This window comes from Sphingomonas sp. BT-65 (genome assembly GCF_026107375.2).
In the GTDB taxonomy this organism is placed as follows: Bacteria; Pseudomonadota; Alphaproteobacteria; order Sphingomonadales; family Sphingomonadaceae; genus Sphingomonas.
In genome coordinates this window covers 2,654,475-2,674,739 of record NZ_JAPCIA010000001.1, presented here as the reverse complement: position 1 = coordinate 2,674,739, position 20,265 = coordinate 2,654,475, and the positions used below count along the sequence as shown (strand labels likewise).

Annotated in this window: 24 protein-coding genes and 1 tRNA gene; 11 read left to right on the top strand and 14 right to left on the bottom strand. The window is 67.6% G+C overall.

From position 1 onward, the window contains the following. Window positions 1-2 precede the first annotated feature (2 nt). Entirely contained in the window at window positions 3-1,430 is a 1,428-nt protein-coding gene (locus OK349_RS12940; protein WP_265118207.1) for a sigma-54-dependent transcriptional regulator, read from the bottom strand. Between the two features lie 150 nt (window positions 1,431-1,580). Between OK349_RS12940 and OK349_RS12935 the strand changes: the two genes are divergently transcribed. The 7 genes from OK349_RS12935 to OK349_RS12905 all read left to right on the top strand — a co-directional run bounded on the left by OK349_RS12935 (window position 1,581) and on the right by OK349_RS12905 (window position 6,912). Continuing rightward, on the top strand, window positions 1,581-1,706 hold the full coding sequence (locus tag OK349_RS12935; RefSeq protein ID WP_265118206.1) for an aa3-type cytochrome c oxidase subunit IV: 126 nt from the start codon (window positions 1,581-1,583) through the stop codon (window positions 1,704-1,706). A 1-nt stretch (window position 1,707) separates the two neighbouring features. After that, on the top strand, window positions 1,708-2,832 hold the full coding sequence (locus tag OK349_RS12930; RefSeq protein WP_265118205.1) for a Re/Si-specific NAD(P)(+) transhydrogenase subunit alpha: 1,125 nt from the start codon (window positions 1,708-1,710) through the stop codon (window positions 2,830-2,832). A gap of 3 nt (window positions 2,833-2,835) precedes the next feature. Beyond that, entirely contained in the window at window positions 2,836-3,195 is a 360-nt protein-coding gene (locus OK349_RS12925; protein ID WP_265118204.1) for a PH domain-containing protein, read from the top strand. A gap of 30 nt (window positions 3,196-3,225) precedes the next feature. Continuing rightward, the gene (locus OK349_RS12920; RefSeq protein WP_265118203.1) at window positions 3,226-3,504 is read left to right on the top strand and encodes a proton-translocating transhydrogenase family protein; all 279 of its coding nucleotides are present in this window, start codon (window positions 3,226-3,228) and stop codon (window positions 3,502-3,504) included. A gap of 4 nt (window positions 3,505-3,508) precedes the next feature. Continuing rightward, complete coding sequence (locus tag OK349_RS12915; RefSeq protein ID WP_265118202.1) at window positions 3,509-4,921, top strand: NAD(P)(+) transhydrogenase (Re/Si-specific) subunit beta; 1,413 nt, start codon at window positions 3,509-3,511, stop codon at window positions 4,919-4,921. A gap of 37 nt (window positions 4,922-4,958) precedes the next feature. After that, window positions 4,959-5,855: a hypothetical protein gene (locus tag OK349_RS12910; protein ID WP_265118201.1), complete on the top strand. Its 897-nt coding sequence runs from the start codon at window positions 4,959-4,961 to the stop codon at window positions 5,853-5,855. Between the two features lie 196 nt (window positions 5,856-6,051). After that, entirely contained in the window at window positions 6,052-6,912 is an 861-nt protein-coding gene (locus tag OK349_RS12905) for a helix-turn-helix domain-containing protein (protein WP_265118200.1), read from the top strand. Between the two features lie 5 nt (window positions 6,913-6,917). On the opposite strand, the gene OK349_RS12900 is transcribed toward OK349_RS12905, so the two are convergent. The 3 genes from OK349_RS12900 to folK all read right to left on the bottom strand — a co-directional run bounded on the left by OK349_RS12900 (window position 6,918) and on the right by folK (window position 8,151). Then, window positions 6,918-6,993: transfer RNA gene (locus OK349_RS12900), tRNA-Lys, on the bottom strand. 59 nt (window positions 6,994-7,052) lie between these two features. Then, window positions 7,053-7,667 (bottom strand): M23 family metallopeptidase, encoded by a 615-nt coding sequence (locus OK349_RS12895; protein WP_265118199.1) that lies wholly within the window; start codon window positions 7,665-7,667, stop codon window positions 7,053-7,055. A gap of 10 nt (window positions 7,668-7,677) precedes the next feature. Continuing rightward, window positions 7,678-8,151 carry a 2-amino-4-hydroxy-6-hydroxymethyldihydropteridine diphosphokinase gene (gene folK / locus OK349_RS12890; protein WP_265118198.1) on the bottom strand — a complete coding sequence of 158 codons (474 nt, stop codon included), beginning with the start codon at window positions 8,149-8,151 and terminating at the stop codon, window positions 7,678-7,680. A 23-nt stretch (window positions 8,152-8,174) separates the two neighbouring features. Here folK and OK349_RS12885 point away from each other — a divergent pair, with 23 nt between their 5' ends. Further along, complete coding sequence (locus tag OK349_RS12885; protein WP_265118197.1) at window positions 8,175-8,831, top strand: uracil-DNA glycosylase; 657 nt, start codon at window positions 8,175-8,177, stop codon at window positions 8,829-8,831. Between the two features lie 236 nt (window positions 8,832-9,067). Continuing rightward, entirely contained in the window at window positions 9,068-9,769 is a 702-nt protein-coding gene (locus tag OK349_RS12880; protein WP_265118196.1) for a TVP38/TMEM64 family protein, read from the top strand. Here OK349_RS12880 and aguB read toward each other — a convergent pair. From aguB to OK349_RS12860, 4 genes are all read right to left on the bottom strand, one after another. Continuing rightward, window positions 9,742-10,596 (bottom strand): N-carbamoylputrescine amidase, encoded by an 855-nt coding sequence (gene aguB, locus OK349_RS12875; RefSeq protein WP_265118195.1) that lies wholly within the window; start codon window positions 10,594-10,596, stop codon window positions 9,742-9,744. The genes OK349_RS12880 and aguB overlap by 28 nt on opposite strands. A 150-nt stretch (window positions 10,597-10,746) precedes the next feature. Beyond that, a complete protein-coding gene (locus OK349_RS12870; protein ID WP_265118194.1) occupies window positions 10,747-10,977 on the bottom strand; it encodes a hypothetical protein in 231 nt (76 codons plus the stop codon). Window positions 10,978-10,987: 10 nt separating this feature from the next. Further along, window positions 10,988-11,953 (bottom strand): agmatine deiminase family protein, encoded by a 966-nt coding sequence (locus tag OK349_RS12865; protein ID WP_265118193.1) that lies wholly within the window; start codon window positions 11,951-11,953, stop codon window positions 10,988-10,990. 5 nt (window positions 11,954-11,958) lie between these two features. After that, window positions 11,959-13,626 (bottom strand): M28 family metallopeptidase, encoded by a 1,668-nt coding sequence (locus OK349_RS12860; RefSeq protein WP_265118610.1) that lies wholly within the window; start codon window positions 13,624-13,626, stop codon window positions 11,959-11,961. A gap of 122 nt (window positions 13,627-13,748) precedes the next feature. Here OK349_RS12860 and OK349_RS12855 point away from each other — a divergent pair, with 122 nt between their 5' ends. Both OK349_RS12855 and OK349_RS12850 read left to right on the top strand, forming a co-directional pair. Then, window positions 13,749-15,698, top strand: coding sequence for an alpha/beta hydrolase family protein (locus OK349_RS12855; RefSeq protein WP_265118192.1), 1,950 nt, complete (start codon window positions 13,749-13,751; stop codon window positions 15,696-15,698). 101 nt (window positions 15,699-15,799) lie between these two features. Further along, on the top strand, window positions 15,800-16,096 hold the full coding sequence (locus OK349_RS12850) for a hypothetical protein (protein ID WP_265118191.1): 297 nt from the start codon (window positions 15,800-15,802) through the stop codon (window positions 16,094-16,096). A gap of 76 nt (window positions 16,097-16,172) precedes the next feature. On the opposite strand, the gene rpsD is transcribed toward OK349_RS12850, so the two are convergent. The 6 genes from rpsD to rpiB all read right to left on the bottom strand — a co-directional run bounded on the left by rpsD (window position 16,173) and on the right by rpiB (window position 20,260). Then, window positions 16,173-16,787, bottom strand: coding sequence for a 30S ribosomal protein S4 (gene rpsD / locus OK349_RS12845; RefSeq protein WP_265118190.1), 615 nt, complete (start codon window positions 16,785-16,787; stop codon window positions 16,173-16,175). Between the two features lie 217 nt (window positions 16,788-17,004). Beyond that, window positions 17,005-17,223 carry a hypothetical protein gene (locus OK349_RS12840; protein WP_265118189.1) on the bottom strand — a complete coding sequence of 73 codons (219 nt, stop codon included), beginning with the start codon at window positions 17,221-17,223 and terminating at the stop codon, window positions 17,005-17,007. A gap of 59 nt (window positions 17,224-17,282) precedes the next feature. Beyond that, window positions 17,283-18,014, bottom strand: coding sequence for an RNA methyltransferase (locus OK349_RS12835; protein ID WP_265118188.1), 732 nt, complete (start codon window positions 18,012-18,014; stop codon window positions 17,283-17,285). Then, window positions 18,011-18,499: a transcriptional regulator NrdR gene (nrdR, locus tag OK349_RS12830; protein WP_265118187.1), complete on the bottom strand. Its 489-nt coding sequence runs from the start codon at window positions 18,497-18,499 to the stop codon at window positions 18,011-18,013. The genes OK349_RS12835 and nrdR overlap by 4 nt, the downstream gene beginning before the upstream one ends. Window positions 18,500-18,502: 3 nt before the next feature. Continuing rightward, window positions 18,503-19,810, bottom strand: coding sequence for a serine hydroxymethyltransferase (gene glyA, locus OK349_RS12825; RefSeq protein ID WP_265118186.1), 1,308 nt, complete (start codon window positions 19,808-19,810; stop codon window positions 18,503-18,505). Window positions 19,811-19,822: 12 nt separating this feature from the next. Continuing rightward, on the bottom strand, window positions 19,823-20,260 hold the full coding sequence (rpiB, locus tag OK349_RS12820; RefSeq protein WP_265118185.1) for a ribose 5-phosphate isomerase B: 438 nt from the start codon (window positions 20,258-20,260) through the stop codon (window positions 19,823-19,825). Between the last annotated feature and the right edge of the window lie 5 nt (window positions 20,261-20,265).

Sequence of the window (20,265 nt, the reverse complement as noted above, 5' to 3'; positions counted from 1 at the left end):
CGTCAGGCCGCGTTCTGGTCGATCCCGAGCTCGCCGAGCTTGCGGTAGAGCGTCGAGCGACCGATGCCGAGCCGCCGCGCGACCTCGGTCATCCGCCCGCGATAATGGCCGATCGCGAGGCGGATCACATCGGCCTCGATCTCGTCGAGCGCACGCAGATTGCCGTCGGCGCGAAACAGCGTGATCCCGGCACCCGATGCCGCGCCGCCATTTGCCCCGCTCCCCGCCGGACGTCCGCCCGAAAGCTGCGCGATCTGCGGGAAATCGGCTCGCGTCAGCGCGTCGCCGTCGCACAGCACCGAGGCACGGAACAGCGCGTTCTGGAGCTGGCGGACATTGCCCGGCCAGTCATAGCTGGCGAGCAGCGCGATCGCATCGTCGGTGATGCCGAGCGGGCGCAGGCCCGGCTGCTCGGCGATCCGCGCGAGCAGATGCCGGGCGAGCGGGGCGATGTCGCCGGCGCGCTCGCGCAGCGGCGGGATCGTCACCTGCACGACGTTGAGCCGGTAATAGAGGTCCTCGCGGAAGCGCCCTTCCTCGACCTCGGTCGCCAGCGTCTTGTTGGTCGCGGCGATCACGCGGACGTCGACCTCGCTGACATGCCGCGCGCCGATCGGGTGGACTTCGCCCGATTGCAGCACGCGCAGCAGCTTGACCTGCGCCTCGAGCGGCATCTCGCCGATCTCGTCGAGCAGGATGGTCCCGCCATCGGCCTCCTGGAAGCGGCCGATCTTGCGCTCGAACGCGCCGGTGAAGGCGCCCTTCTCGTGCCCGAACAGCTCGGATTCGACGAGGTTGGCGGGGATCGCGCCGCAATTGACCCGCACCACCGGCTTGGCGTGGCGCGGGCTGGCCGCGTGGATCGCCTCGGCCACCACTTCCTTGCCGACGCCGCTTTCGCCCTCGATCAGCACGGGCACGCGCGCGCGCGCCGCCTTCGCCGCGATGGCGAGCGCGGCGCGGAACTGCGGCGCCGAGCCGACGATCTCGTCGAAGGCGAGGTGTGCGCCCATCTTTTCGGTCAGCGGGCGCAATTCGCCCGCGACCTTGGCGCCCACTGCGGTGTCGAGCGCGGCGAGCAGGCGTTCGGGCGCGAGCGGCTTGACCAGGAAATCGGTCGCCCCGGCGCGCATCGCGGCGACCGCGGCGGCGACCGAGCCATTGGCGGTGAGCAACAGGATGGGGAGCATCGGGCGGTTGGCGCGCAGCTCGGCGATCAGCCGTGCCGCGTCGAAGTCCGGCGCCCAGTGATCGAGCACGATCGCGTCCAGCGCCATGCCGTCGGGCGTGCCGAGCGTCGCCAGCGCGGTCTCGCCGTCGCCCGCGAACACCGTGCGCCAGCCGCGGCGCGCGGCGATCGCCGCCACCAGCCGCCGCTGCGCGGGTTCGTCATCGATCAGCATCAGGAGGCGCTGGCCGTTGCGCGTCATCCTTTTGTCCCCAGTGTCCCTAAATCGGTCACCTGCGATAGCGCCAGTCGGTAAAGACCGGCTTAAGCGTTCGAAAGGCTGCGGGGCTTGAGAGGCGGGGGCGTCGCGTCTAATGAGGCGGCCAACAACGCGTTAGAGGGGAAGCTACGCATGGCCCAGTCCGGCGACATGAAGGCACATGAAAACACCTATGGCGGCTTCATGCGGATGATGAAGATCGGCACGCTGGTCACCGTCATTATCGCCGTAATCGTGATCTTCCTGATCGCATCCTGAGGTGAAGATCGCGGTCCTCAAGGAGACCGCCGCCGGCGAGCGGCGCGTCTCCGCGACGCCGGAAACGGTCAAGAAGTTCGTCTCGCTCGGCGCCGAAGTGGCGGTCGAGAGCGGGGCGGGTGACACCGCTTCCTTGGACGACAGCGCCTTTTCCACCGTTGGCGCGACGGTCGGCTCGCGCGCCGAGGTGCTGGCGGACGCCGACATCGTGCTCGGCGTGGCTGGGCCGGATCCGGCGAGCCTCAAGGGGATCAAGCCCGGTGCTTGGCTCGCCGCGGGCCTCAACCCGTTCGGGGAGCGGGCGCGAGTCGATGCCTATGCCGCGCTCGGGATCGAAGCGCTGGCGATGGAGTTCATGCCGCGCATCACCCGCGCGCAGTCGATGGACATCCTCTCCTCGCAGTCAAACCTGTCTGGCTACAAGGCAGTGCTCGACGCGGCGGGCGAATATGGCCGCGCCTTCCCGATGATGATGACCGCGGCGGGCACCGTCTCGGCCGCCAAAGTATTCGTGATGGGCGTCGGCGTCGCCGGGCTTCAGGCGATCGCCACCGCGCGGCGCCTCGGCGCGCAGGTCTCGGCGACCGACGTGCGCTCGGCCACGAAGGAGCAGATCCTCTCGCTCGGCGCCAAGCCGATCTTCGTCGAGAAGGTCGCGGGGATCGAGGGCGAGGGCTCGGGCGGCTACGCGACCGAGATGAGCGACGAGTACAAGGCGGCGCAGGTCGAGCTCGTCTCGTCGCACATCGCCAAGCAGGACATCGTCATCACCACCGCGCTGATCCCGGGGCGCCCTGCACCGCGCCTGATCAGCGACGCGCAGATCGCGTCCATGCGGCCGGGCTCGGTCATCGTCGACCTCGCGGTCGAGAGCGGCGGCAATGTCGAGGGCGCGGTCGCGGGCGAAGTGGTCGAGAAGCACGGCGTGAAGATCGTCGGGCACAAGAATGTGCCCTCGCGCCTCGCGTCGGACGCCTCGGCGCTGTTCGCGCGCAACCTCTACAATTTCCTCTCCGCCTTCTGGGACAAGGAAGCCGGCAAGCCGGTGCTCGACGAGGAGATCGGCGATGCGATCCGGCTGACCCGCGAGGGCAAGGTGGTCAATCCGCGGCTGCTGGAGGGCTGAGGCATGGGGTTCGTCAACGCCACCGTGCATGACCCCGCCGACGCCGCGAGCGACTTCGCGCATGCGCTGGCGCAGGGCGAGCAGGTGCGCTTCGCGTTCCGGCTGATCCGCGACACGATCCTGTTCACCGACAAACGCATCCTGATGATCGACGTTCAGGGCCTGACCGGCACCAAGAAGCGCTATCTCACCATTCCCTATCGCGCGATCACCACGTTCACGATCGAAAGCGCGGGGCATTTCGACCTCGATTCCGAGCTCACCCTGACGATCTCGGGGTCGCCGCCGATCGAGCTTCAACTGAGCCGCGGCGCCGATGTGCCCGGACTCGTCACTTTGCTGACCGAGCGGCTGGCGCGGTGACACGACGCGCCGGAAAAGGGGAGCGCTGACATGGACTTCATCTCGATCCTGTCGATCTTCGTGCTGGCGTGCTTCGTCGGCTATTATGTCGTGTGGTCGGTCACCCCGGCGCTGCACACGCCGCTGATGGCCGTCACCAATGCCATTTCCTCGGTGATCATCGTCGGCGCGCTGATCGCGGCGGCCGCGGCGGGCAGCCCGATCGCCAAATGGCTCGGCCTGATCGCGGTCGCACTCGCCAGCGTGAACATCTTCGGCGGGTTCGCCGTGACCGAGCGCATGCTCGCCATGTACAAGAAGAAGGGTTGAGCCGATGCACGAGCTTGCTCCGCTGAACCCCTGGGTTGCGCTCGCCTATCTGATTGCGGGCGTGTGCTTCATCATCGCGCTGCGCGGCCTGTCCTCGCCCGCGACCAGCCGCCGCGGCAACCGTTTCGGCATGTTCGGCATGGCGATCGCGGTGGTGACGACGCTGGTCACGCATGAGGTCGCGTCGCTGCCCGAGATCGGCGCCGCCATCGCAATCGGCGGGATCATCGGCTTCGTCATCGCGCGCAAGATTGCGATGACCGCAATGCCGCAGCTCGTCGCGGCGTTCCACAGCCTTGTCGGCCTCGCCGCAGTGCTGGTGGCGGCGGCCGCCTTCCTCAACCCGGAGGCGTTCCACATCGCCGACTCGTCGGGGCAGATCTTCGCGGTCAGCCTGATTGAGATGGGGCTGGGCGTCGCGATCGGCGCGATCACCTTCTCCGGCTCGGTCATCGCCTTCGCCAAGCTCAACGGCAACATGTCGGGCAAGCCGATCATGCTGCCCGGCCGGCATCTCATCAACCTCGGCACGTTGGCCGCGATCCTCGGCCTGATCGGCTATTTGGTGACCGACCAATCGCCTTGGGTGTTCTGGACCGTCACCGGCCTTTCGTTCCTGATCGGCTTCCTGCTGATCATCCCGATCGGCGGCGCGGACATGCCGGTCGTAGTGTCGATGCTCAACAGCTATTCGGGCTGGGCGGCGGCGGCGATGGGCTTCACGCTCGGCAACACCGCGATGATCATCACCGGCGCGCTGGTCGGCAGCTCGGGTGCGATCCTTTCGTACATCATGTGCCGCGCGATGAATCGCAGCTTCATCAGCGTGATCGCGGGCGGCTTCGGCGGCGACAGCGGCAGCGGCGCGGCGGCGGCTGTGACCGACCGGCCGTGGAAGCGGGGCTCGGCCGAGGACGCGGCGTTCCTGATGCAGCAGGCCGAACAGGTCATCATCGTTCCCGGCTACGGCATGGCGGTGGCGCAGGCGCAGCACGTGCTGCGCGAGATGGCCGACAAGCTCAAGGAACATGGCGTGCGCGTCAAATATGCGATCCATCCGGTCGCGGGCCGCATGCCGGGGCACATGAACGTGCTGCTCGCCGAGGCCAACGTCCCCTATGATGAGGTGTTCGAGCTCGAGGACATCAATAGCGAGTTCAGCCAGACTGACGTCGCCTTCATCATCGGCGCCAACGACGTGGTGAACCCGGCGGCCAAGACCGACAAGTCCTCGCCGATCTACGGCATGCCCGTGTTCGACGTGAATAAGGCCAAGACCGTGCTGTTCATCAAGCGCTCGATGGGCGGCGTCGGTTACGCAGGGGTGGACAACGACGTCTTCTATCAGGACAACACGATGATGCTGCTGGCCGACGCCAAGAAGATGGTCGAGGAAATCGTCAAGTCGCTCGACTGATTCGGCGGGACTGGCCAGCCAAATAGGGGGCTGGACGATGATCAGTGTCGGACGGATTCTGGAAGGCGCATTCGGCGTGTTCCGCGAGCATTTCACCGCCGTGGCGATCTGGGCGGGCATCTACCTTGCCGGCAATATCGCGATGCTGCTGACGATGGCGCCGATGATGACGGCGGCGATGGACCCGGCGACGGCTGCGGATCCGAACGCCGTGATGGCGGCGATGGGGCCGGTGTGGTTGCTCAACCTGGTGCTCGCGCTGGTCGGCGTGGTGCTCTACACCGCGGCGATGCGCTCGGTGCTGCGCCCCGACGCGGGCGGCCTCGCCTTCCTGCGCGTCGGGATGGACGAACTGCGCATGATCGTCCTCACGATTCTGTTCTTCATCGGCAGCGTGATCCTGTTCTTCCTCGCCAGCCTGGTGCTGGGCCTGTTCGGCGCCGGGGTCGCGATGGGCAGCGAATCGCCGGCGCTCACCTTCCTCGTCTCGCTCCTGATCGGCCTCGTGGTGTTCGGGCTGGCCATTTATTTCATCATCCGTTTCTCGCTCGCCTTCCCGCTCACCCTGCATCGCGGCGAGTTCGTGATCGGCGAGGCATGGCGGCTGAGCCGCGGCCATTTCTGGACGCTGTTCGGCGCCGCGCTGGTGGTGGTGGTGATCGGCTTCATCCTGAGCATGATCGTCGGCATCTTCTCGATGGGGAGCTATTTCGCCGACATCCTGGCCGCCGCAGGCAATCCCGACGCGACCATGCTCGCCGCCGAGCGCCAGGCCGAGCGGCTGGGCAGCTTCAGCGTCATGATGATCCTGCAGTCGGTCGGCGGCGCCGTGGTCGCGGCGGTGTGGGTCGCGCTGAGCGGCGGCAGCGCCGCGGCCGCGGCGCGCCTGCTCGTCGAGGACGAGTTCGACGACGCCGAAGAAGTGTTCGGCTGAGATACCGCTTGCGTTCTTGATCCGTTCCGGAGATAACTCCTCCGAAACGGATTGAGAACGGAGGCACTTTTGCTTACGTCCTTGGCACAAACCGGGGAAACATCCGCAATGCACTGCAAAGCGGAGGTTTCGGATGCTTGAGACGCTCACCCGCTCTTCCCTGAATGACCTGGCCGGTCCCCCCGGGGCGCTGGCCGTGGGTACGTCCGAGCGCCTCACATCGCTCGAACGGCTGATCGAAGCCACGGGCGCCCGCGCGCTCGGGCTGGTCACCCCGGACCATGCGGGGGCGCGGATCGCGGCCCAGGCCAGCCTCGACCTGCTGCTCGTCGATGCCGGCGGACTTTCGCCGGAGGCGGCAGCGGAGCTGGCGGAATCGCTCGCCGGGCCGATCGTGGAGCGCGATTGCCGGGCCGTCGTGCTGCTCGACCCGGAGGCGATCGATGCGATCGCCGGTCCGATGCTGGGCACTGGTGCCGTGCTGCTCTGCGGCGCGAGCCCTGGAGAGCAGGCGGCAGCGGTGGCGCACGCGCTGTTGCCGCCGAGCATGCGCCTGCACGACGCGACCCGCGAGCGCGAGGCCGAGCGGCTGCGCCTGCTCAACGAGGAGGTTGCCCGGCTCGCCGAAGTGCTGAGCCAGCTCACCGCCGAGCAGCCCGCCGTGCGTGACCGTACCCCCGGCTATCGCAGCGAGCCGGCGGAGGAGCCCGATGCCGATCCGCGCGCCGTACGTGCCACGATCCGCGCGCGGCGGCTGCGCGACCAGTTCTTCGCGGCCGAGCTGTTCGCCGATCCGGCCTGGGACATGCTGCTCGACCTCTATGCTGCGCGGCTCGAGGGGCGGCGCGTGTCGGTCTCCAGCCTGTGCATCGCCGCCGCCGTACCGCCGACCACCGCGCTGCGCTGGATCGGGACGATGCATGACGCCGAGCTGTTCGGCCGCGATCCCGACCCGACCGACAAGCGCCGCGCGCACATCACGCTGACCGAGCGGGCGGCGGCGGGAATGCGCGGCTATTTCGCCGCGGCGGCGCGGGCAGGGCTGGTTCCGGCCTGAAGGAGTGGTGAGCCCTGATGGATTCGAACCATCGACCTACTGATTAAAAGTCAGTTGCTCTACCGACTGAGCTAAGGGCCCGTACCGCCCTTGTTCGGGGCGGGTCAGGCCGCTGCACCTAGGGGCGCGATCCCTTGCGGTCAACCGGCGCAGCGTTTGGCGGTATGGACCTCCTCCTTGTTGATCGTTCCGGAAATGCCGCAGAAGCGCGGCTCACGATTGCGCTTGCTCCCGTCATTGCCGGTGAGGAATCCGCCGGCATCGACGGGCCTTGCCGGATCGGGCACAGCGACCTCGAAATGGAGATGCTCGAGCATCGCGCAGCCGACATCGCCCTCAATCCCGAGGAGCTGCCCGGCGCGGACCTTCTGACCAACCTTGAGCTTCGCGAGGCCGGTCACCGAGCCCTTGGCCATGTGCGAATAGCCGGTCCACTCGCCATTGGGGTGCGCGATCCACACGAAATTGTTGCGGCATTCGCTCGCCGCGCGGCCGCTCTGGCGCTCGCCGTAACTGTCCTGGATCGCCATCACAGTCCCCGCCGCCGCGGCGACAATGCGGTAGGGTTTGCGCGGGCCCATGGCGACGAGGTCGATGCGCGCGCGCGGCCGGTGCGTGCGGGTATCGTCGAACACGCGAAGCTGCGTGCCGTCGGCATAGGGCAGACGATAGATGCCGGCGCTGGCCTGCGGCGGCGGAGGTGTCTCGGCGGTCTGCAACGTGACCAACGCGAGAGGCAACAGGATCAGTGGCATTGGACTCTCCTTATATGGCCCCTCGCGCGGCGAGCTGGCGCACCGTGCGCCCGCTGAGCGGGTCGCGCCAGTCCGGTACGATCGCGTTCAGCGGCTGGAGCACGAACCCGCGACGGCGGAATTGCGGGTGCGGGATCACCAGCCCCGGACTCGCCCATGCACCGCCCGACCACAGGATGATGTCGAGATCGATCACCCGCATGTCCCACCGGCGGCCGCGCCGACGGCCGAAATCACGCTCGATTCGTTTGAGGCGAGCAAGCAGCGCCGGCGGGCTCTCCGCGCTCTCGACCAGCGCCGCGGCATTGGCGAAGCGGCGGCGCGCGGGACCAAGCGGGGCGGTGGCGATGATCGGCGAAGCTTTCACCACCCCGCCGATCGCGGCGAGCGCCGCGCGCAGCTCGGCCTCGGGCGCACCGTGGCGGCCGCGGCGGTTCGAGCCGAGGGCGACGACATAGAGCTGCGCCGGGGTTGAGCTTGTCACGCCGCACGGCCTATCGCTCCCGCATGGTCCCGCCAAGCCCGTTGCCCGATACCGAGCCGCCGCACGACTGCCCGCGCTGCCCGCGGCTGGTGGCGCTGCGGCACGAGCTGCGCGCCGAGCATCCCGGCTGGTGGAATGCGCCAGTGCCCGCGTTCGGCGACCCCGAGGCCTGGCTCGGCATCATCGGCCTTGCGCCGGGCAAGCACGGCGCCAACCGCACCGGGCGGCCGTTCACCGGCGACTATGCCGGGGACCTCCTGTTCGCGACGCTCGCCAAGTTCGGCCTGACCGAGGGGATGTACGAGGCGCGGCCCGACGATGGCCTCAAGCTCAAGGGCGCGATCATCATCAACTCGGTCAAATGCCTGCCGCCCGAGAACAAGCCGACCCCGGAGGAGGCGCGCAACTGCCGCCCCTTCGCCGACACGCAGGCCAATGTGATTCCCGCGCGCATCTTCATGGCGCTGGGCCAGATCGCGCACCAGAGCGCGGTCAAGATATTGGGCGGCAAGCTGCCCAAATGCCGCTTCGCGCATCTTGCCGAGCATCGCATGCCCGACGGGCGCGTGCTGATCGATAGCTATCACTGCTCGCGCTACAACCAGAATACCGGCCGGCTGACCGCGGCGATGTTCGAGGCAGTGTTCGCGCGGGCGCTCGAGCTGCGCGGGACGGTATGAGGGACGTAAAGTCCCAAAAGTCACACTGCCACGCGCGCGCGAACGGCGGCGGTCGACGAGGTTGACGCACCGGGGCCGCGATCGGGCGGTTGCAGGCGCGCGCGGCTGGCGGGGAAGGCCGTTCCATCGACCAGGGTGGAGCAAACCCGTTCCAACATTGCAAGCGGCGCCGCTGACTCGCTGCTGTCATACGCCGCGCCTATTCGGCACCCGCTGGACACGCGACGGGAAGCGGGATGCGCGGGATCGACCGGCTGGGACGGCTGTGGCTGCTGCTCGCGATCATCATGGTCGCGGGGGGCCTTGCCGGTTTTGCCGCGGGGTGGCTGTCGATCGATGCGGTGCAGCGGCTCAACGGCGCGCTGGACGCGGCGAGTGCGGCGCACCCCCTGGCCGCGCTGGCGCTGGCCTTCCTCGTCATCTTGGTGCTGACCGCGCTCTGCTTTCCCGTCGCGCCGCTGATCGGCGTCGCCGCGGGCAGCCTGTTCGGGCCGGTCACCGGATTCGTGCTCACTCTCGCCGCAAGCGTGGCCGGGTCGACGATCGCGCAGCTGGCGGCCCGGCACATGCTGCGCGAAGCGGTCCGCGCAAGGCTCGCGCCGCTGCTTGCGCGGCATGAAGCGGGGATCGCGCGGCACGGCGCCGCCTATCTGTTCGCGCTGCGCCTCCTTCCCTTTGTCCCCTATTGGTCGGCCAACCTGCTCGCGGGGCTTTCGGGGATGCGGCTGCGCGCGTTCGTTCCGGTGACCGCGATCGGGCTCGCGCCGTCGATCCTGTTCTACACGCTGGCGGGCGACCGGCTGGCGCATCTGAGCAGCCTGGACGACCTGGGGTCGCCCGCGCTGCTGGGCGCGTTGCTGCTGTTCGGGCTCGCGCCGTTGCTGGGGATCGCCGGCGCGCGCGTGGCGCGTCAGATGTCCTCGACCATCCGCCGGTAAAGCTCGGGCCGGCGATCGCGGAAGAAGCCCATGCCGGCCCGGTGCTTGCGCACACGATCGAGGTCGAGCGTGGCGGTGAGCACGCCAGTCTCCTCCGCGCCAAACTCGGCGAGGATGTCGCCCCATTCGTCGCAGATGAAGCTGTGGCCGTAGAAAAGCTGGCCGCCCTCGGTGCCGATGCGGTTCGATGCGATCACGGGCACGACGTTGGACACGGCATGGCCGACCATCGCGCGGCGCCACATGCGGCTGGTGTCGAGATCGGCGTCATAGGGCTCCGAGCCGATCGCGGTGGGGTAGAAAAGCAGCTCCGCGCCCATCAGCATCATCGTGCGCGCGGTTTCGGGATACCATTGGTCCCAGCAGATGCCGACGCCGAGCGTCGCATCCGCCGCGGGGCCGTCCCACACCTTGAAGCCGGTGTTGCCGGGGCGGAAGTAGAATTTCTCCTCATAGCCAGGGCCATCGGGGATGTGGCTCTTGCGATAGACCCCTGCGACCTTGCCGTCGGGGCCGATCATCGCGAGGCTGTTGTAGAAATGCGGCCCGTCGGCCTCGAAGAAGCTGGTGGGGATGTGGATTTGCAGCTCGGCGGCGAGCGCCTGCATCGCGGTGACCGCGGGGTGGCTGGCGACAGGCTTGGCCGAAGCGAACAGCGCCTCATCCTCGACCCGGCAAAAATACTCGCCTTCGAACAGCTCGGGCGGCAGCACGACCTGCGCGCCCTTCCCTGCCGCCTCGCGCACGAGGTCGGCGACGTTGGCGATGTTCTGCGCGGTGTCGCTGGTGAACGCGAGCTGGAGCGCGGCGACGGTGATCTGGGTCATGCGGCGCTATTTAGGGGAGCGGCTCCGCTCCGTCACCCCGGCCTTTTGCCGGGGTCCACGGATCGGCGAGCGATGTGGTATGAGGGGGAGGGGTCAGTGCCGGCGGCACGGCGGACCCCGGCACAAGGCCGGGGTGACTAGGGTAAGGGCTTAGGTGCCGAAGGGCGGCCGATCGCCCATCACGATTCCAAGCTTCGTGCTCAGGTGGACTGGCAGCGCTTGCGCCAGTTTGTGCATTTGCTCGTCGGGGACGTCCGCAAAGACGAGGACGACCTCGCCTTCTTCATCTTTGTCGATGCGAGAGGGTGGGAATCCCTTCGCGGTCAGATGGGCGACGGTCTCGGCTTCATTCTCAGGCGCGACGGTAAAGAATGAGGGCATCGGCACGTCGCTACTTCGGAATCTGCTGCGAGATGCAGTGGAAGCTCCCACCACCCGTCAGGATATGGTCGGCGCGCAGGCCGACCGCCTCGCGTCCCGGGAAGAGCGCGCCGATGACCTCGACCGCCTTGCGGTCGTTGGGCTGGCCGTAGACCGGGATCACCACTGCGGCATTGCCGATGTAGAAGTTCATGTAGCTCGCCGGGACCACCTCGTCGCCGTGCATCACGCGGCCGGGTGACGGGATCGGGACGACCTCCACCCCGAACGCCTCGGCGCGGCGCCTGGCGTCAGCATAGACCAGCCAGTTGGGGTCGTTCTCCTCGGGCACCGGGATCGCGAGGCGATTCTCCCCGACGAAGCGCGCGAGATTGTCGACATGGCCGTCGGTGTGATCCATCGCCAGGCCATTGCCGAGCCACAGCACGCGATCGAAACCGAGATCCGCGTACAGCCGCTCCTCCGCCTCGCGCATCGACATGGCGGGGTTGCGGTTGCGGTTGAGCAGGCATTGCTCGGTGGTGACGACGAGGCCCGTGCCGTCCCAGTCGATCGAGCCGCCCTCGAGCACCCAGTCGTGAGGCTGCACCTCGATCCGGCGCTTCTCGGCGAGCAGCGCGCCGACCTCCTCGTCGCCCTCGTAATTATACTTGCCGCCCCAGCCGTTGAACTCGAAGTCGTGGCCGACACCCTGATTGTCGAGGATCACCCCGGTATCGCGTAGCCAGATGTCGCCGAACGGCGTGACCACCACCTTCGCCGAGTCCCCCGCGAGCAGCCGCGCCGCGGCCGCCGCTTCCTCGTCCGCGGCGACCAGCAGCACCTGCTCGCCTGCGCCACCGGCATGGACCGCGCGCGCGAAGGCGGCGACCTCGGCACGCGCGGCGCCGAGCGACTCCCACAGCTCGGGATGGCTGGGAAAGCCGATCCATACGGCCTTGTGCCTGGACCATTCGGGCGGCGGCGTCGGCTTCATCGCGCTTACTTGGCTCCCTGGCGGCTCTTGTCGCGGGCGGCGCGGAACTCGTCGCCCTCGACCCAGTTGGGCCAGTCGGTGGTCGAGGCCAGCGCGCGGCCGACGGCATAGTAGATCTGGAGATCCTTCTCCACGCCCGCCCAGTTCCAGTTCGGGTCGAACTCGTCCTTGGGGCCGTGGTAGCGGTTCTTCTCATAATCCTGCGCCGCGGCCTTGCCCGCCGCGGTGCCGCCCTCGACCAGATCGTCGCCCGCGTCGAAATAGAGCATCGGCACGCCGTGCTTGGCGAGCATGAAGTGGTCCGAGCGGTAGTAGAAGCCCTTCTCCGGCGTCGGCTCGTTGCTGGCGACGCGGCCCTGCTTGGCCAGCGCGCGATCGAGATAGGCGTCGAGGCCCGACTTGCCCTTGCCGACGACGATCACATTCTTCGCCGGGGGCGTCAGATTGAGCGCGTCCATGTTGACGCCACCCACGGTCTTGGCGAGCGGATAGACCGGGTTGTCGCCATAATATTTGGAACCGAGCAGGCCCGATTCCTCGGCGGTGACGGCGATGAAGACGAGGCTGCGATCGGGCGCGCCGGCCTTGGCGTTGGCCTCGGCCAGCGCGACCAAAGCGGCGGTGCCGGTGGCGTTGTCGATCGCGCCGTTGCAGATGTCGTCGCCGTCGGGCGCCGCCTCGCAGCGGCCGAGATGGTCCCAGTGCGCGGTGTAGAGGACATATTCGTCCGGCCGAGTCTTGCCGGGGAGGATGCCGATCACGTTCTTCGAGGCATGCTTGCGGATGTCGTTGTCGAAGCTGACCGAGGCTTTGACGTCGCCAAGCGCGACCGGCTTGAAGCCCTTCTGCTTCGCCGCGGCGGCGAGCTTGTCGAAATCCTGCCCGCCGCTGGCGAACAGCGCCTTGGCCTTGTCGAGCTGGATCCAGCCGATCGCGGCCGACTGGTCGGCATGGCCGTTGGCGGCATCGGCGACCTGCTGCTCACCGGTCCAGCTCGACTGGACAACGTTCCACCCATAGGCGGCGGGTTCGGTCTGGTGGACGATGATCGCGGCGGCGGCGCCCTGACGTGCGGCTTCCTCGAACTTGTAGGTCCAGCGGCCGTAATAGGTCATCGCGCGGCCGTTGAACTCGCCCTTGGCCTCGGGAGTCTGCCAGTCGGGATCGTTGACGAGGATGACCACGGTCTTCCCCTTGACGTCGAGGCCGGCATAGTCGTTCCACCCCTTTTCCGGCGCGTTGATGCCGTAGCCGACGAATACGACAGGGCTGTCCTTGACCTCGACCCTGGGCGTCACGCGATAGGTGCCGGCGACGAACTCGGGGCCGTATTTGAGGCTGATCGGCTGGCTGCCGCCGGCGAAGGCGAGGTTCGAGACATTCTTCGCGGTGATTGCGACCAGCGGCACGTCCTGGAACCAGCTGGGGCCATTGGGTCCATTTGGGTTGCCGGGCTGGAGCCCCGCCTTCTGGAATTGCTGGACGAGATAGTCGAGCGTCTTCTTCTCGCCCGCGGTGCCCGGCGCGCGGCCCTCGAATTCGTCGGAAGAAAGGATGCGCGTCGCCTCCTTGAGCGTCTCCATCGGCATTGCCGGCAGCTCGGGTTCGGGCGGCGCGGACGGCGCGGAATTGCAGGCGGCAAGCCCCAGCAGGGCCAGCAGGGCGAAGCGCATCGGCATCATCTCCGGTAATTTCATTGCGCGCCTTCTGGCAGGGGGCGGCGACGGGAGCAAGCGGCGGCGCTTGCGAACCGCGCCCCGGCGTTGCAGGTTGCGGAAGAACGGGGGGAAGCAACGTGAAGCACTGGATTTGTCTGGCCGGCCTTTCCGCCGCATCGCCAGCTGCCGCGCAGGATTTCGATGCCGCGGCCGCATTCGGCGCGCGCGAATATGTCGAGCAGGCCAGCCTGTCGCCCGACGGGACCAAGCTCGCTTATGTCGTGCCGCTGAAGGGACAGGGCTCCGGCGTATTCGTGGTTCCGCTCGACGGATCGGCTGCACCCAAGGCGATCGCCGCGTCGGACGGCAAGCCTGAGCGAGTCAGCGGGTGCCGCTGGGCGAGCAACACGCGGCTGTTGTGCACCGTCTATGGCGTGGTCCGCCTGCCCGAGGGGCTGATCGTGTCGACGCGCCTGACGACGATGGATCACGACGGCAGCAACATGAAGGTGCTCAGCCACACGCGGGGGACGGGCGAACAGCTCGGCTATGCGACGTTCGGCGGATCGGTGATCGACTGGAACCCGGGAACCGACGGGCAGGTGATGATGATCCGCCAATATGTTCCCGAGACGACCACCGGCACGCGGCTCGCGCAAAAGCAGGAAGGGCTCGGCGTCGACCTGGTTGACGCGCGTACGCTCCAGTCGCGTACCGTCGAACTGGCCTCACGCGACGCCGCGGAGTTCTTCACCGACGGCAAGGGCAATGTGCGGATGATGGGGCGCGTGCAGGCACGCGACGGATACACCACCGGCGTTCGCACCTATTCCTATCGCCGCAAGGGCAGCAAGGCATGGGAGGCGCTCAGCACCGTCGGACCCGACCGGGCCGGCTTCGATCCCTATGGCATCGATCCCGCGCTCGACGTCGCCTATGGTCTGCGGCGCGTCGACGGCAGGCTCGCGGCATACACCCGCGCGCTCGACGGCAGCGGCGCCGAGAAACTGGTCTATGCCCATCCGCAGATGGATGTGACGGGCTTTGCTCGAATCGGGCGCAACGGGCGCATCATCGGCGCGACCTACTCGACCGACATCCCCTCGGTCGAATATTTCGACCCGGCGGTGTCGAAGCTCGTCAAATCGCTCGCCAAGGCATTGCCCAAGCTACCGCTGATTCGCGTGGTCGATTCGAGCGAGGACGAGAACCGGCTGCTGATCTGGGCCGGGAGCGACATCGATCCGGGCCGCTACTATCTGTTCGACCGCACGGCCAAGACGCTGAACGAGGTCGCGTTGGCGCGGCCCCAGCTCGAAAAGGCGAAGCTGGCCGAGATGCGGCACATCACCTATCGCGCCGCGGACGGTACGATGGTGCCGGCCTATCTGACGCTGCCGACACAGGGGAGCACGAAAGGGATCCGCGCCATCGTGCTGCCGCATGGCGGTCCGGGCGCGCGCGACGACTGGGGCTTCGACTGGCTGTCGCAATATTTCGCGAGCCAGGGATTCGCGGTGCTCCAGCCCAACTTCCGCGGCTCGACCGGCTATGGCGACGCCTGGTTCCAGAAAAACGGGTTCCAGAGCTGGAAGACCGCGATCGGGGACGTCAATGACGCGGGACGCTGGCTGGTGAGCGAGGGCATCGCGGATCCCGCAAAGCTCGCCATCTTCGGCTGGTCCTATGGCGGCTATGCGGCGCTCCAGTCCGCCGCCACCGAACCCGGCCTGTTCAAGCGCGTCGTCGCGGTCGCGCCAGTGACCGATCTCGACCGGTTCAAGAGCGACAGCGCGATCTATTCGAGCCATCGCGAGGTCGAGCGCTTCGTCGGCAGCGGACCGCATATCGAGCAGGGATCGCCGGCGCGGCACGCCGCCGCGATTAAGGCGCCGGTGCTGATCTTCCATGGCGACATGGACCGCAACGTGGCGGTCGGGCACGCCCAGCTGATGCACGACAAGCTCAAGGCCGCCGGCGCCAAATCGGAACTGGTGATCTTCCCAGGTCTCGATCACTATCTCGAGGATAGCGAAGCGCGGACGCAGATGCTGCAGAAGAGCGCGGCATTTCTGAAGGCCCCCTGAAACGGGAATGGGGCGGGCTGAAGGCCGCCCCATGTTCGTGAAACCGGCTGCTCCGGTGCTCGTTATACGATGCCGGCATCCAGCTGGAATCGGAGCCCCGCATGAAGCAGCTAGCGCTCGTCCTGCTCAGCATCCTGCTTGCGCCGCCCGCCATTGCCCAGGACGGGGCGATGGGCGACATGACGATCGTCGGCTCGGCAATCGCCCAGGGACAGATTGCCGAGATCGAAGCGCGCAAGCGTTCGCCTGGACAAACGAGCCGCAGGACCAGCGAGGCCAGCTCCGCAACGCGTGCGCGTGCCAATTGCGCGCGAAAAGCGGCGTTCCGGGCGCGCTACGGCGCGAGCGATCCGAGGGTCCTGCAGCTTTACCGGCTCTGCGCACGCGCGGGCTATTGAACGTGCCGAGCACGGACCAACGAAAAAGGGCGGCCCCGCGAGACCGCCCTTTTGCTTGTCCGGCTGATGCCTTGCCTCAGCGCGAGTAGAATTCGACCACCAGGTTCGGTTCCATCTTCACCGGATACGGCACCTCATCGAGGGTCGGCACGCGGGTGAAGGTGATCTTCGACGCGCCGTCGGGCGCGACATAGTCGGGGATGTCGCGCTCGGCGAGGCTCTGTGCCTCCATCACCAGCGCCATCTCCTGCGCCTTGCCGCCCAGCTCGACGGTCTCGCCCGGCTTGATGCGGCGCGAGCCGATGTTGCACTTCTCGCCATTGACCTTGACGTGGCCGTGGTTGACCAGCTGGCGCGCGGCGAAGATCGTCGGCGCGAACTTGGCGCGATAGACGATCATGTCGAGGCGCTGCTCGAGCAGGCCGATCAGGTTCTGGCCGGTGTCGCCCTTCATCCGCGACGCCTCTTCATAGGCCTTCTTGAACTGCTTCTCGGTGACGTCGCCGTAATAGCCCTTGAGCTTCTGCTTGGCGCGCAACTGGATGCCGAAGTCCGACATCTTGCCCTTGCGGCGCTGGCCGTGCTGGCCGGGGCCGTATTCGCGCTTGTTGACCGGCGACTTGGGACGACCCCAGATGTTCTCGCCCATGCGGCGATCGAGCTTGTACTTGGCGCTGGAGCGCTTCGACATTTGAACTTCCTTACAACTGCTAACGACGTTGACCCGGCGCCAATCCCTTTCGGGAACTTCACCTGATCGCGATTCCGGTATCGCCTGCCATCAAGGCAGGGCCGCCGCTTCACCGGAGTGCGAGGCCGATTGCGAAGGCGCGCGCCTAGCCGCGTGGCACGCGCGAGTCAAGCATAGCAGTCCCGGCGCGCCATGCGAGCTAGGCCGGAATCGCGGGTTACTGGCGCTCGCGCCTGTCGAGGTCGCGGCTGACGGCGTCCTGTGCAGCCTTCCACTCGGCCTCGGTCCGGCAGATCCGCTTGGCGCCGAGACGGCTGGCGGACGAGTTCTCGACCTTGCAGATCTTGCGCTCGGGAGCCGGGGTGGGAGCCGGGGCGGGCGTATCGTTGGCGATGGGCGCGACCGAGGCGGCGACCGCGAGAATCAGACTGATCATGAAGAACTCCACTGGATACGCGTTCTTCTAGCCGCGCCAACCCACGCGACAAGCCGGTTCTAGCCGCGCACGCGCTTTTTCCCCTCGAGCGCCGAGAGCACACCGCGGAGCGTGCGCAATTCCTGCTCGGTCCAGCCGGGCTTGGTCAGCAGGTTGCGCAGCGTGAGCTTCGTCGTCGGCACGCGGTCGGGCGGATAGAAATAACCGCTGTCCTCGAGCAGCGCCTCGAGATGGCCGATCAGCCCTTCGAGCTCGGCCTGCGGTGCAGGCGGATCGAGATCAACGCGCGGCGGCTGGACGAGATCGCGGCCTTTCGACCATTCATAAGCCACCAGGATCACCGCCTGCGCCAGGTTGAGCGAGCCGAACTCGGGATTGATCGGAACGGTCAGGATCGCGCGGGCGAGCGCGACATCCTCGGTCTCCAGTCCCGAGCGTTCGGGACCGAACAGGATCGCGCTGCGGCCGGGCGCGGCGTGGATTTCCGATGCGGCCTCGGTCGGCGTGACCACCGGCTTGGTCACACCGCGCTTGCGCACCGTGGTGGCATAGACATGCTCGCAATCGGACACTGCCTCGGCGACGCTGTCGAACACGCGCGCCTGTTCGAGCACGATATTGGCGCCGCTCGCCGCCGGGCCGGCGGAGGGATTGGGCCAGCCATCACGCGGGGCGACGAGGCGCATCTCGGCCAGCCCGAAATTGAGCATCGCGCGGGCGGCCTTGCCGATATTCTCGCCGAGCTGGGGCCGGACGAGTACGATGACGGGCCCTGGGACCGGCGCTGTCATCCCCCCTTCGCCTTCTCATGGCCGACCTCGTTCACGCTGCTCGCGAACGCCTCGAAATCCTTGGCCTCGCGGAAGTCGCGATAGACGCTAGCGAAGCGAATATAGGCGACCGAATCAAGGCCCTTGAGCCCCGCCATCACCAGCTCGCCGATGCGCTGTGAGGGAATCTCGGTCTCGCCCTGTGTCTCGAGCTGGCGCTGGATGCCCGAGACGAGCTTCTCGATCTGGCCGGCGGTGATCGGGCGCTTGCGGCAGGCGAGCGAGACGGAGCGGATCAGCTTGTCGCGCTCGAACGGCTCGCGCCGGGCGTCGCCGGTTCCCTCGGACTTGAGGACGGTGAGCTCGCGTAGCTGGATCCGCTCGAAGGTGGTGAAGCGCGCCGCGCACGCCTCGCACTGGCGGCGGCGGCGGATCGCCGCCCCATCCTCGGTGGGGCGGCTGTCCTTTACCTGGCTGTCTTCATTTCCGCAGAAGGGACAGCGCAATCCTCACGCCTCCGGGTAGATCGGGAAGCGCTCGCACAGCGCGCGGACGCGAGTGCGGACGCTCGCCTCGACTTCCGGATCGCCGTCCTCGCCCTTGCTGCGCAGGCCGTCGAGCACGTCGGCGACCATGTTGCCGATCTCGCGGAACTCGGCCGGGCCGAAGCCGCGCGTCGTACCGGCGGGCGACCCGACGCGGATGCCGCTGGTCTTGACCGGGGGCAGCGGGTCGTTGGGGATGCCGTTCTTGTTGCAGGTGATCGCCGCGCGCTCAAGCGCCTCGTCGGCGTCCTTGCCGGTGACGCCGAGCGGGGTCAGGTCGATCAGCGCGAGATGCGTGTCGGTGCCGCCCGAAACGACCGCGGCGCCGCGCTCGGTCAGCGTCGCGGCGAGCACCTTGGCATTCTCGACGATCGCCGCGGCATAGGCCTTGAAGTCCGGACGCAGCGCCTCGCCGAACGCCACCGCCTTGGCGGCGATGACGTGCATCAGCGGACCGCCCTGAAGGCCGGGGAACACCGCCGAATTGATCTTCTTGGCAATCGCTTCGTCATTGGTGAACACCGCGCCGCCGCGCGGGCCGCGCAGCGTCTTGTGCGTGGTGGTGGTGACAACATGGGCGTGGCCGAAGGGCGTCGGGTGCACACCGCCGGCGACGAGGCCGGCGAAATGCGCCATGTCGACCATGAAGATCGCGCCAACCTCGTCCGCGATCGCGCGGAACTTCGCGAAATCGATGATGCGCGGATAGGCCGAGCCACCCGCGATGATCAGCTTGGGCTGATGCTCGCGCGCCTTGGCTGCGACCTCGTCGAAATCGATCAGGTGCGTCACCGGGTCGACGCCATACTGGACCGCGTTGAACCACTTGCCCGACATCGCCGCCTTGGCGCCGTGGGTCAGGTGGCCGCCCGAGTCGAGGCTGAGGCCCATGATCGTGTCACCCGGCTTGGTCAGCGCGAGCATCACCGCGCCATTGGCCTGCGCCCCCGAGTGCGGCTGGACGTTGGCGAAGCTGCAACCGAACAGCTGCTTGGCCCGGTCGATGGCGAGCTGCTCGACCTCGTCGGAAGGGTGGCAGCCCTGATAATAGCGCTTGCCGGGATAGCCCTCGGCATATTTGTTGGTGAAGACGCTGCCCTGCGCCTCGAGCACCGCCTTGGAGACGATGTTCTCGCTGGCGATCAGCTCGATCTGATACTGTTCACGCTCCAACTCGTGGGTCACGCCGGCAAACACCGCGGGATCGGCGTCGGCGAGATTGCGGGTGAAGAAACCATCCGGCTGGACGGCGGAGATCGGGTTGGTGCTCATGCCTTAAGTCCTTCAGAGGGCCGGATCGGTCAGCTTGTCCACCCGGCGCTGATGTCGATCGCCGCCGAAGCCGGTGGCGAGGAATGCGGTGATGCAGGCCTTGGCCATTTCGGGGCCGATCAGCCGGGCGCCCATGGCGAGGACGTTCGCATCATTATGCTCGCGCGCGAGGCGGGCGGAGAGCGGCTCGGAGACCAGCGCACAGCGCGCGTGGCGCACGCGGTTGACCGCGATCGAGATGCCGATGCCGGAGCCGCACAAGGCGACGCCGCGTTCGGCATCGCCCGCGGCGATCGCCTTGCCCAACGCAAAGCCGAAATCGGGATAGTCGACGCTGGCGGGTCCGTCGGTGCCGAGATCGAGCACCTCGTGCCCCTCGCCGCGGAGCCATTCGGCGAGGACCGCCTTGAGTTCGTAGGCGGCGTGATCCGAAGCGATGGCGATGCGCATTGGAA